Raw genomic sequence first — 12,553 nt, 5'->3', positions numbered from 1 at the left:
GCTTCAACAACTCAGGTCGGCTACTAGGCCGCCGTGCTCTGCTCTTGATCTTGCTTTTGATCTGACAGGCCCCGTCAACCACGCTGGCCGAACGCAGGCTTGAATCCGTGGGTAACCCGGCAGGACGCCGGGTTAGCCGCGTTGGGCCATGGATGGCCCGTCGCGGCGGCCCACGGATTCAAGCCGGAGTGAGGGCACACCGAGCCTAAGCGAGGTGCCGAGTGGTGGGGCAAAGACCTTTTGGTTACTTTTGGGGCGTTTGCCAAAAGTGACCCGCTGTAAGAGCGGAACCCTAAGTGGCCGTTACCGCAGCAACGGATATACCCCCCACCCAAACCCAACGGAACTTTGCCAACAAATAACCGCCTGAATCCGGTACGCTCACCCTTTTTATTCAAGGAGTTATTCCCCATGGCCAAAGCCACCGCCCGTCACATCCTCGTGTCCACTGAAGACAAGTGCAACGAACTCAAAGCCCAGATCGAAGGCGGCGCCGATTTCGCAGAAATCGCCAAAGCCAACTCCAGCTGCCCGTCCAGCCGCGACGGCGGCAACCTCGGTTCGTTCGGCCCAGGCCAGATGGTCAAAGAATTCGACACCGTCGTCTTCAGCGCCCCGGTCAACACCGTGCAAGGCCCGGTCAAGACCCAGTTCGGCTACCACCTGCTGGAAGTCACCAGCCGCCAGGACTGATCCAGTCTGTGCTGATGCTATAAACAACGGCCCGCCTTTTGGTGGGCCGTTGTGCATGTGATGACTGGCAAGGCTTAAGCCGATAACGTACACATCTCTATTCTTCTTCACCCGGCGCTCAAGGCTGACAATGCGATTGGCTTTTTCCATAAAATTCTGCAGCTCCGCCCTGGCCCTGCTGCTGGCCAGCACCGCTGTGATCGCGGCCCCGCAGACCTACCTCACGGTCTACGGCGAACCGGCCAAGTACCCCGCCGGCTTCACCCATTTCGACTACGCCAACCCCAACGCCCCCAAAGGCGGCAGCCTGCGGCGCTCGGCCATCGAGATCGGGCGTTTTGACCATGTGCTGCCGTACATCGACAAAGGCATCGGCGTCTCTCAGGTCGACGGCTGGCTCTACGCCCCGTTGGCCCAGCGCTCCCTGGATGAGCCCTACACCGTCTACGGCCTGGTCGCCGAGAAGATGGAGCGCGCCGACGACGGCCTGTCCCTGCGCTTCTACCTGAACCCCAAGGCGCGCTTCGCCGACGGCAAGCCGATCACCGCCGAAGACGTGCGCTACAGCTTCGACCTGCTGATGACCCAGGGCAGCCTGCGCTTTCGCACCCTGTTCGCCGACGTCAAGCACGTCGAAGTCGAAAACGAGCGCCAGGTGCGCTTCGATTTTTCCAGCAATGAAAACCGCACCCTGCCGCTGGATATCGCCACCCTGCCGGTGTTTCCCGAGCACTGGTGGAAAACCCGCGACTTCGCCAACGGCGGCGGCTACGAAGCCCCGCTCGGCAGCGGCCCGTATAAAGTCAGCAAGATCGACTCCGGCAGCACCATCACCTTCACCCGCGACCCGGACTGGTGGGGCAAGGACTTGCCCGTCAGCCGTGGCCTGTACAACTTCGATCACCTGAGCCTGGAGTACTTCGGCGATACCGAAGTGGCCCGTCAGGTGCTGCGCGGCGGTGCCTACGATTTCAACCGTGAGTTCTCCGCCACCGGCTATTCCATCGGCTACAACGGCCCGGCGCTGGACGACGGCCGCCTGCAACGTGCGCACCTGGCCAAAGAGATGCCGCAACCGGCCCAGGGCTATGTGTTCAACGTGCAAAAGCCGATGTTCAAGGACCGCCGCGTGCGCCAGGCCCTGGCGATGCTGTGGGATTTTGAATGGGCCAACCGGCAGATGATGCGCAACCTGTACATTCGCCAGCAGAGCTATTTTTCCAACAGCCCGCTGGCCGCCAGCCAGCTGCCAACCCAGGAAGAACTGGCCATTCTTGAACCGCTGCGCGACCAAGTGCCCGCTGAGGTGTTCACCCAGGTGTTCAAGGCGCCGGTCACCGACGGCAGCGGCATGATTCGCGACAAACAGTTGCAAGCCCTGGCACTGCTGGAAGCGGCGGGCTGGAAACCCAAGGGTGACAAGCTGGTCAACGCCGACGGCGAGCCGCTGGAGTTCACTTTCCTCAATGCCCAGCCCGGCCTGGAACGCCTGCTGTTGCCGTACAAGCGCAACCTGGCACAGATCGGCATCACCCTGAATATCCGCCGCATTGACTCCTCGCAGTATGTGAACCGCATGATGGCCCGTGATTACGACATGATCGTCGTGGGCTTCCCGGTCACCACCTCGCCGGGCCTGGAGTTGTACAACTACTTCGGCTCGCAGGCGGCCTACGACCCCGGCGCCAATAACTACATGGTGCTCAAAGACCCGGCCGTCGACACGCTGATCAGCGGCCTGGTCAAGGCCACCACCCAGGCGCAGATGCTCACCTACGCCCATGCCCTGGACCGTGTGCTGCAATGGAATTACCTGTGGATCCCAAACTATTACCCGCCCGGCACCTCGGCCGCGTGGTGGAACCGCTTCGGCCGGCCGGCGATCGAGGCCAAGAACGACGAAGCCCTGGAAACCTGGTGGGAAATCAGCCCCACACCACTGACCAATGAACAAATGAACGCCGAGTTGAAAAAACGTGGAGGGGCCCGCTGATGTTTGCCTATATCGTGCGGCGCCTGCTGCTGATCATTCCGACGCTGGTGATCATCCTGCTGGTCAACTTCGTCATCGTGCAGGCCGCACCCGGCGGCCCGGTTGAACAGGCCATCGCGCACTTGCAAGGGATTGGCGGCGGCGGCATCGGCGGCGGTTCCGGCGAAAGTATCAGCGGCTCCCGCGCCAGCCGCGGCCTGGATCCGAAACTGATCAAGGACATCGAAAAACAATACGGCTTCGACAAGCCCGCCCCGGAACGCCTGTGGCTGATGCTCAAGAACTATGCGCAGCTGGACTTCGGCAACAGCTTCTTTCGCGGCTCGACGGTGATCGACCTGATCCTGGAAAAGATGCCGGTGACGATTTCCCTCGGCCTGTGGGCCACGTTGATCACCTACCTGGTGTCGATCCCCTTGGGAATTCGCAAGGCGGTGCGCCACGGCAGCAGTTTTGACGTGTGGAGCAGCACCGCCATCGTCATCGGTTACGCAATGCCGGCGTTCCTGTTTGCGATGTTCCTGATTGTGGTGTTCGCCGGCGGTACGTCGCTGAACTGGTTCCCGGTGCGCGGGCTGGTCTCGGAGAATTTCGAAGAGCTGAGCACCGTGGGCAAGATTGCCGACTACTTCTGGCACCTGGTGCTGCCGGTCACCGCGCTGGTGATCGGCGGGTTCGCCACGCTGACCATCCTGACCAAAAACTCTTTCCTGAATGAAATTACCCGCCAATACGTGGTCACTGCGCGCGCCAAGGGTTTAAGCGAACGACGCGTGCTGTATGGCCACGTATTTCGCAACGCCATGCTGCTGGTGATCTCGGGGATTCCCCAGGCGTTCATCAGCGTGTTCTTCGCCGGCTCCCTGCTCATCGAGGTGATTTTCTCCCTCGACGGCCTGGGCCGCATGAGCTATGAAGCCGCCGTGTCCCGTGACTACCCGGTGGTGTTCGGCTCGCTGTTTATTTTCACCCTGTTTGGCCTCTTGATAAAACTCATCGGTGACCTCTGCTACACCCTGGTGGACCCGCGTATCGACTTCGCCGCGAGGAACGCCTGATGCTTGATTTGTCTCCGGTGGCGCGTCGGCGTTTCGAGCGCTTCAAGAAAAACCGTCGTGGCTGGTGGTCGCTGTGGCTGTTTATCGGCCTGTTTATCCTGACCCTGGGCGGCGAGCTGATCGCCAACGACAAGCCCTTGGTGCTCAGTTTCAAAAACGAGCTGTATTTCCCGGTGTTCAAGCGTTACACCGAGCAGCAGTTCGGCGGGCAATTGCCGTTCCAGGCCGACTACCGCAGTGACTACGTGCAAAAGCTGATCAAGCAGGACGGAGGCTGGATGCTGTTCCCGCCGATCCCGTTCAGCGATGACACGCCCAATTACGAACTGAGCCGCCCTGCCCCCAGCCCGCCCTCGGCGGTGAACTGGCTGGGCACCGATGATCAGTCGCGCGATGTGCTGGCGCGGGTGATCTTTGGCGCGCGCGTGTCGATCCTGTTCGCGTTGGCGCTCACCGCCATCAGCGCCGCCATCGGCATTGCCGCCGGCGCTTTGCAGGGTTATTACGGCGGCTGGGTGGACTTGCTGGGCCAGCGCGTCCTGGAAGTCTGGTCCGGGCTGCCGGTGCTGTACCTGCTGATCATCCTGTCAGGGTTCGTGGAGCCGAATTTCTGGTGGCTGCTGGGGATCATGGCGCTGTTTTCCTGGCTGGCACTGGTGGACGTCGTGCGCGCCGAGTTCCTGCGCGGGCGCAATCTGGAATACGTCAAGGCCGCACGTGCCCTGGGCCTGGGCGATGGCAAAATCATTCGCCGGCATATCCTGCCCAATGCCATGACCGCCACCTTGAGCTACCTGCCGTTTATTTTGACCGGGGCGATTTCCACCTTGAGCGCCCTGGATTTTCTCGGGTTCGGCATGCCGGCAGGCAGCGCGTCGCTGGGCGAACTGATCGCCCAGGGCAAGCAGAACCTGCAGGCGCCCTGGCTGGGCCTGACGGCGTTCTTCACCTTGGCGCTGATCCTGTCGTTGCTGGTCTTTATCGGCGAGGCATTGCGTGATGCCTTCGACCCCCGCTCATGAGTGACTGCCTATGAACCTCATTGAAATCCGCGACCTCAGTGTCGCCTTCAGCGGCCAGACCGTGGTGCGCAACCTGTGCCTGGACGTGCGCCAGGGCGAATGCCTGGCGCTGGTCGGCGAGTCGGGCTCGGGCAAGTCGGTGACGGCCCATTCGATCCTGCAACTGCTGCCCGAAGCCGGTACGCACACCACGGGCTCGGTGAAGTATCGCGGCCAGGAGCTGATCGGCGCGTCGGCGGCGACCCTGCAAAAGCTGCGCGGCAACCGCATTGCGATGATCTTCCAGGAGCCGATGACCTCGCTCAACCCGCTGCACAGCATTGAAAAACAGATCGGCGAAACCCTGCTGCTGCACAAGGGCCTGGGGGGCAAGGCGGCGCAGGCGCGCATCCTTGAATTGCTTGAGCTGGTGGGTATCCAAAAGCCCAAGGAGCGCCTCAAGGCCTATCCGCATCAGCTCTCCGGCGGCCAGCGCCAGCGCGTCATGATCGCCATGGCCCTGGCGTGTGAGCCGGAACTGTTGATCGCCGATGAACCGACCACCGCGCTGGACGTGACCGTGCAGCGCAAGATCCTGCTGCTGCTCAAATCCTTGCAACAACGCCTGGGCATGTCGCTGCTGCTGATCAGCCATGACCTTAACCTGGTGCGCAGCATTGCCCAGCGCGTGTGCGTGATGCGCGCCGGTGAGATTGTCGAGCAGGCCGACTGCCAGACGCTGTTCAACGCACCGCAACACCCTTACAGCCGCCTGTTGCTGGATGCCGAACCTGCCGGCGATGCGCTGTGCAGTGATGAACGCGAAACGGTGTTGCAGGTCGATGACCTGACGGTGCAGTTCCCCCTCAGCGGCGGGCTGTTTCGGCGCAAGACCTACCTGCGCGCGGTGGACGGCATCAGCCTCAGCGTGCAGCGCGGCAAGACCCTGGGAATTGTCGGCGAGTCGGGTTCGGGTAAATCGACCCTGGGCCAGGCGATCCTGCGTCTGCTCGACTCCACCGGCAGTATCCGCTTCCAGGGTGAAGCGCTCGACCCGCTGAATAATCAGCAAATGCGCCCGTGGCGCAAGCAGATGCAGGTGGTGTTCCAGGACCCTTACGGCAGCCTCAGCCCACGTATGTCGGTGGAGCAGATCATCAGCGAAGGCCTGGAAGTGCACGCGCCGTGCAGCTTGGCCGAGCGCGATGCGCAAGTGGTGCAAGTGCTCAAGGACGTGGGCCTCGACCCCGCCAGCCGCCACCGCTACCCCCACGAGTTTTCCGGCGGCCAGCGCCAACGCATCGCCATCGCCCGTGCGCTGGTGCTCAAGCCGGCACTGATGCTGCTGGACGAACCGACCTCGGCGCTGGACCGCACGGTGCAAAAGCAGGTGGTGGCGTTGCTGCGTGAGTTGCAGGAGAAATACGGTCTGACCTACCTGTTTATCAGCCATGACCTGGCCGTGGTGCGCGCCATGGCCCATGACATGATTGTGGTCAAGGACGGCAAGGTGGTGGAACGTGGCGCGAGCCATAGCGTGTTCGAATCGCCGCAGCATCCGTACACCAAAGAACTGCTGGCGGCGGCGCACATCCCCTTGTAGGAGCACGCTCTCCCCTGTGGGAGCGGGCTTGCTCGCGAAGGCGGCGTGTCAGGCAATACCTGCGGCACTGCTACAGCGCTTTTTCGCGAGCAAGCCCGCTCCCACAGCATTGCGACTCCACCCTCCATTTGTGTTGACGGCATAAATATGAACATCAGCGACAGCCTCAAGGACTACCAACAGGTTCGCGGCCTGGCCATCCAGTCGCTGTTCGAAATCATCGAGCAGTCCAGCGAAGGCACGGTGATTGTCGATCGCGACGCCAATATCGTGTGGATGAACGAGCGTTACGCCAAGCGCTTCGGCCTCAAGCGCGCCGACGAAGCCATCGGCCAACCGTGCGAGCAGGTGATCTCCAATAGCCTGCTCCGCCAGGTGGTGCGCAACGACCAGCCGATTTTGCTGGACATCCAGGACACGCCCAAAGGCCCGCTGGTGGTGATGCGCCTGCCGATTCACGATGACGCCGGCGCGGTGATCGGCGCGATTGGCTTTGCGCTGTTCGACGAGTTGCGCAACCTCTCGCCACTGATCGAGCGCTACCTGAGCATGCAGCAGGAGCTGGCGTCCACCCGCTCGCTGCTGCGCTCGCGGCAGAGCAAATACAACTTCGCGCATTTTATCGGCACCAGCGCGGCCAGCCTGGACGTCAAACGCCGGGCGCGGCGCAGTGCGAATGCCCAGTCGCCGGTGTTGCTGCTGGGTGAAACCGGTACCGGCAAAGAATTGCTGGCCCAGGCGATTCACGGCGCCTCGCCGCGTGCACACAAAGCTTTTGTCAGCATCAACAGCGCGGCGATTCCCGCGGATCTGCTTGAAGCCGAATTCTTCGGCACTGCGCCGGGGGCCTTTACCGGCGCCGACCGCAAAGGCCGTCCCGGCAAACTGCAGATTGCCCAGGGCGGCACGCTGTTTCTCGACGAGATCGGCGACATGCCCCTGCCGCTGCAAAGCAAACTGCTGCGGGTGTTGCAGGAAAAGGAATACGAGCCGGTAGGTTCCAACGAAATGCTGCACAGCGATGTGCGGGTGATTGCGGCCACGTCCATGGACCTGGAAGCGGCAATCAAGCGTGGCGAGTTTCGCGCGGATTTGTATTACCGGCTGAATGTGCTGCCGATCCAGGTGCCGCCGTTGCGCGAACGCCTGGATGACATCCCGGCGTTGAGCGAGGCGATTCTGGAGGAGCTGCGCAGCCAGCATGAACTGAACCGCGAGGCCCTGGCGTTGCTGGCGCAGCATGCGTGGCCGGGGAATATCCGCGAGCTGCGCAATGTGCTGGAGCGCGCGGCGTTGTTGAGTGATGACCTGGTGCTGGATGCCAACGAGATTCGCGCCGCGATTGGCACGTTCAGCCCGGTGGCGCGTGGCGCCGTAGCAACCGTCGAGGGCGAGACGTTTGCGGCGGCGCGTGAGCGGTTTGATCGGCAGGTGATTGAGGCAGCGTTGGCGGCGTGTGAAGGCAACGTCGTGGAGGCAGCCCAGCGGTTGGGCCTGGGCAGGTCGACGCTGTACAAAAAGATGGTGGCGCTCGGCATTGCCCAGTCTCAATAAAGAGACACGATTCTCACTATGAAGACAATCTGATGTGGGAGCGGGCTTGCTCGCGAAGGCGGTGGTTCTGCAACTCATGCGCCGACTGATACGCCGCTTTCGCGAGCAAGCCCGCTCCCACATTGGGTGTTCACTTGTCTCTAAATAGAGATTAATTTCAGAATTACCGATCACAAATCAAAAAATATACTTATATTTCAACGAGTTAATAAACTGGCACACATCTAGCTATAGCCCCTCTCCAACGCCTCACCCCACAAAAATAACAATTCGATCTGGAGACACACCATGAGTGTGATCATTGCCCTGGCAGCCCTTGCGCTGCTGATGCTGGCTGCCTACCGTGGCTACAGCGTGATCCTGTTTGCCCCCATCGCCGCCCTCGGCGCCGTACTGCTCACCGACCCGTCCGCCGTCGCCCCTGCGTTTACCGGGGTGTTCATGGAGAAAATGGTCGGTTTCATCAAACTGTATTTCCCGGTGTTCCTGCTCGGCGCGGTGTTCGGCAAGCTGATCGAGCTGTCGGGCTTTTCGCGTTCGATTGTGGCCGCCGCCATCGGTTTGCTCGGCACGCGCCAGGCGATGCTGGTGATTGTGCTGGTCTGCGCCCTGCTCACCTACGGTGGCGTGTCGCTGTTTGTGGTGGTGTTTGCGGTGTACCCGTTTGCGGCAGAGATGTTTCGCCAGAGCAATATTCCCAAGCGCCTGATTCCGGCGACCATCGCCCTCGGCGCGTTTTCGTTCACCATGGACGCCCTGCCGGGTACGCCGCAAATCCAGAACATCATCCCCAGTACCTTCTTCAACACCACCGCCTGGGCCGCGCCGTGGCTGGGCCTGATCGGCACGGTGTTCGTGTTCTGCACCGGCATGCTCTACCTGGCGCGTCAGCGCAACAAGGCCCAGCGTGCCGGCGAAGGCTATGGCACCGAGCTGCGCAACGAGCCGGAAACCGCGGACAACCTGGCGCTGCCCAACCCATGGATCGCGCTGTCGCCGCTGCTGCTGGTGGGCGTGATGAACTTGCTGTTCACCCACTGGATTCCGCAGTGGTACGGCAAGACCCACAGCCTCAGTCTGCCGGGCATGAGCGCGCCGGTGACCACCGAGATCGCCAAGCTCACCGCGATCTGGGCCGTGCAGGCGGCGTTGCTGGTGGGCATCGTCATGGTGCTGGTGTTCGGCTGGTCGGCGATCAAAAGCAAGCTCGCCGAAGGCAGCAAAAGCGCGGTCAGCGGCGCGCTGCTGGCGGCGATGAACACCGCGTCGGAATACGGTTTTGGCGCGGTGATCGCCTCGCTGCCGGGCTTTCTGGTGCTGGCGGACTGGCTCAAGGGCATTCCCAACCCGCTGGTCAACGAGGCGATCACCGTAACCTTGCTGGCCGGCATCACCGGTTCTGCGTCGGGCGGCATGAGCATCGCCCTGGCAGCGATGTCCGAGAGCTTTATTTCAGCGGCCCATGCGGCCAATATCCCTCTTGAAGTGCTGCACCGGGTCGCGGCCATGGCCAGCGGCGGCATGGACACCCTGCCCCACAACGGCGCGGTGATCACGCTGCTGGCGGTGACCGGGCTGACTCACCGCGAAGCCTACAAAGACATTTTCGGCATCACGATTATCAAGACCCTTGCGGTGTTCGTGGTGATCGGTACTTTCTACGCCACCGGCATTGTGTGAGGTTTTCATGACGACATTGAACGGCAAGACCGCCCTGGTTACCGGCTCCACCAGCGGCATCGGTTTGGGCATCGCGCTGAGCCTGGCAGAGGCCGGCGCCAACCTGATCCTCAACGGCTTCGGCGACGCCAGCGCGGTGATCGCCCAGGTACAGGCATTGGGCGGCAAGGTCGGCCATCACCCGGCGGACGTCAGCGACCCCGCGCAGATCGCCGACATGATCGCCTACGCCGAGCGCGAGTTCGGCGGCGTCGACATTCTGGTCAACAACGCCGGCATTCAGCATGTGTCGGCGGTGGAGGACTTCCCGGCCGAGCGTTGGGACTCGATTATCGCGATCAACCTGTCGTCGGTGTTCCACAGCACCCGCTTGAGCCTGCCGGGCATGAAAGCCAAGGGTTGGGGGCGCATCGTCAACATTGCCTCGGTGCATGGCCTGGTCGGCTCGGTGGGCAAGGCGGCCTATGTGGCGGCCAAGCACGGCGTGATCGGCCTGACCAAGGTGGTGGGCCTGGAGACCGCCACCAGCAACGTCACCTGCAACGCCATCTGCCCAGGCTGGGTGCTGACGCCGTTGGTGCAACAGCAGATTGATGACCGCGCAGCCAAAGGCGTGGACCCGCAGCAGGCGCAGCACGACTTGCTCGCGGAAAAACAGCCATCGCTGGCGTTTGTGACGCCGCCGCAGCTGGGTGAGTTAGTGCTGTTTTTGTGCAGTGAGGCGGGTGCGCAGGTGCGCGGTGCCGCGTGGAATATCGATGGCGGCTGGCTGGCCCAATAAAAACAGACACTGAAGATCGAATGTGGGCGCTGGCTTGCCAGCCCCCACAGTTTCGACCTGTGTTGGCTGCAAGATTTGTACAAGAACAAGAGACTTCCTCATGTCCGACATCCTCTGGCAACCCTCCCCCGAGCGCATCCGCAACACGCGGATGGACCAGTTCCGGCGCTTCATCAACCAACGCCACAGCCTGCAGCTGGCCGACTACCCCGCCCTGCACCAGTGGAGCATCGACCAGCGTCCCGACTTCTGGCAGGCCATCGTCGCGTTCTTCGACGTGCAGTTTCGCAGCCCGCCCACCGCGACGCTGATCGAAGGCACTCAGATGCCCAGCGCCCAGTGGTTTCCCGGCGCCACCCTGAACTTTGCCGAACACCTGCTGCGCCGTCGCGACGATCACCCGGCGGTGGTCGCGATCAGCGAGGATGGCCAGCGCGAACAACTGACCTACGCCGAAGTGGCCGAACACGTCGCCGGCCTGCAACACAGCCTGCGCGCGGCCGGTGTCGGCGTGGGCGACCGCGTGGCCGCGTGCATGCCCAACACCTGGCAAACCCTGGTGGGCATGCTCGCCACCACCAGCCTCGGCGCGATCTGGTCATGCTCATCGCCGGACTTCGGCACCCAAGGCGTGATCGACCGTTTTGGTCAGATCGAACCCAAGGTGTTGATCACCTGTGCGGGGTATCGCTACGCCGGCAAGGGCATCGACCAAACGGCCAAACTGAATGAAATCCTCGCGCGCCTGCCGTCCCTCGAACAATTGATTATCGTGCCTTACGCGCGGCCTCAAGCGCGCGTCGCGGACTATCAGACCCAGGCCAGGGTGGCGCTGTGGGATGACTTCTACACCCCCGGCGGCGAGCCTGAATTTGTCGCGGTGCCATTCGATCACCCGCTGTACATCCTTTATTCGAGCGGCACCACCGGCGTGCCCAAATGCATCATCCACGGCACCGGCGGTGTGCTGCTCACCCACCTCAAGGAACACGGCCTGCACGCCGACCTGTCGCGCGAAGATTGCCTGTTCTACTACACCACCTGCGGCTGGATGATGTGGAATTGGCTGGTGTCGGTGCTGGCCCTCGGTGCCACGGCAGTGCTGTACGACGGCTCACCGTTTCACCCCGGACCGGAACGCTTGATCGACCTGATCGACGCCGAGAAAATCAGCGTGTTCGGCACCAGCCCCAAATTCCTCGCCACCCTGGAAAAAGCCGGCGTGCAGCCGCGCTTGAGCCATTCGCTGAACAGCCTCAAAGGCCTGATCTCGACGGGCTCGCCGCTGTCGCCGCAGAGCTACGACTACGTGTACCGCCAGATCAAGCGGGAGCTGTGCCTGTCGTCGATGTCCGGCGGCACCGATATCGTCTCCTGCTTTGTGATCGGCAACCCGGTGCTGCCGGTACGTCGCGGGCAGATGCAGTGCAAGAGCCTAGCAATGGCCATCGAAGTATGGAACGAGCAGGGCAAAGCGGTGATCGGCGAAAAAGGCGAACTGGTGTGCACCCGGCACTTTCCGGCCATGCCGATTGGCCTGTGGAACGACCCGCAGCAGCACAAACTGCGCGCCTCGTACTTCAGCCAGTTTCCCGGCGTGTGGGCCCAGGGCGACTACGCCGAGCAATGCCCGACTGGCAGCTGGCTGATTCACGGCCGCTCCGACGCGGTGCTCAACCCCGGTGGCGTGCGCATCGGCACGGCGGAGATTTATCGCCAGGTGGAAAAAGTCCCGCAGGTGCTGGAAAGCCTGGCCATCGGCCAACGCTGGCAGGATGACGTGCGCGTGGTGCTGTTCGTGCGCCTTACAGACGGTATCGAGCTGGATCAGGCCCTGGAGCAGCAGATTCGCCAGGTGATTCGCGCCAACACCACGCCGCGCCACGTGCCGGCGAAGATCCTCGCCGTCACCGATATTCCACGCACCATCAGCGGCAAGATTGTCGAGTTGGCGGTGCGCAATGTGGTGCACGGAGAGCCGGTGAAGAACACCGACGCCCTGGCGAATCCGCAAGCGCTGGAGCAGTTTCGCCAGCGCCCTGAGCTGGCCGAATGATGAAAGGTTTCAGCGCAAAAGCACTCAATTGAAGACAAAGTCCCAATGCATGCTATTTTTCGAGGGGTAGTCAGCCGCTCCCATCTCGCGGGATAATCGGCTTTTGTTGTACTTCAAAGTGTCAGGTGTAGGGC

Annotated in this window: 9 protein-coding genes; all 9 read left to right on the top strand. The window is 62.2% G+C overall.

All coding sequences use genetic code 11. From position 1 onward, the window contains the following. Positions 1-411: 411 nt before the first annotated feature. The 9 genes from AACW30_RS15200 to AACW30_RS15160 all read left to right on the top strand — a co-directional run bounded on the left by AACW30_RS15200 (position 412) and on the right by AACW30_RS15160 (position 12,419). Entirely contained in the window at positions 412-693 is a 282-nt protein-coding gene (locus tag AACW30_RS15200; RefSeq protein WP_010210937.1) for a peptidylprolyl isomerase, read from the top strand. 130 nt (positions 694-823) lie between these two features. Further along, positions 824-2,686 carry an extracellular solute-binding protein gene (locus tag AACW30_RS15195; protein ID WP_119735356.1) on the top strand — a complete coding sequence of 621 codons (1,863 nt, stop codon included), beginning with the start codon at positions 824-826 and terminating at the stop codon, positions 2,684-2,686. Continuing rightward, the gene (locus AACW30_RS15190; RefSeq protein WP_106580113.1) at positions 2,686-3,744 is read left to right on the top strand and encodes a microcin C ABC transporter permease YejB; all 1,059 of its coding nucleotides are present in this window, start codon (positions 2,686-2,688) and stop codon (positions 3,742-3,744) included. Before AACW30_RS15195 ends, AACW30_RS15190 begins: the two co-directional genes overlap by 1 nt. Next, positions 3,744-4,766: an ABC transporter permease gene (locus tag AACW30_RS15185; protein ID WP_164487925.1), complete on the top strand. Its 1,023-nt coding sequence runs from the start codon at positions 3,744-3,746 to the stop codon at positions 4,764-4,766. Before AACW30_RS15190 ends, AACW30_RS15185 begins: the two co-directional genes overlap by 1 nt. Before the next feature lie 10 nt (positions 4,767-4,776). Further along, positions 4,777-6,348 (top strand): ABC transporter ATP-binding protein, encoded by a 1,572-nt coding sequence (locus AACW30_RS15180; RefSeq protein ID WP_119735358.1) that lies wholly within the window; start codon positions 4,777-4,779, stop codon positions 6,346-6,348. A 147-nt stretch (positions 6,349-6,495) separates the two neighbouring features. Next, on the top strand, positions 6,496-7,902 hold the full coding sequence (locus AACW30_RS15175) for a sigma-54 interaction domain-containing protein (protein ID WP_200625206.1): 1,407 nt from the start codon (positions 6,496-6,498) through the stop codon (positions 7,900-7,902). Positions 7,903-8,190: 288 nt separating this feature from the next. Further along, positions 8,191-9,582, top strand: coding sequence for a GntP family permease (locus tag AACW30_RS15170; protein WP_124417141.1), 1,392 nt, complete (start codon positions 8,191-8,193; stop codon positions 9,580-9,582). 7 nt (positions 9,583-9,589) lie between these two features. Next, the gene (locus AACW30_RS15165; RefSeq protein WP_106580118.1) at positions 9,590-10,363 is read left to right on the top strand and encodes a 3-hydroxybutyrate dehydrogenase; all 774 of its coding nucleotides are present in this window, start codon (positions 9,590-9,592) and stop codon (positions 10,361-10,363) included. Between the two features lie 100 nt (positions 10,364-10,463). Continuing rightward, positions 10,464-12,419, top strand: a complete 1,956-nt coding sequence (locus AACW30_RS15160; protein ID WP_200625205.1) for an acetoacetate--CoA ligase — start codon at positions 10,464-10,466, stop codon at positions 12,417-12,419. Positions 12,420-12,553: the final 134 nt, after the last annotated feature.

It is taken from the genome of Pseudomonas sp. MF6747, assembly GCF_963890955.1.
Classification (GTDB): domain Bacteria; phylum Pseudomonadota; class Gammaproteobacteria; order Pseudomonadales; family Pseudomonadaceae; genus Aquipseudomonas.
The sequence above is the reverse complement of the archived record's forward strand: the minus strand, read 5'-3'. Positions and strand labels throughout refer to the sequence as shown.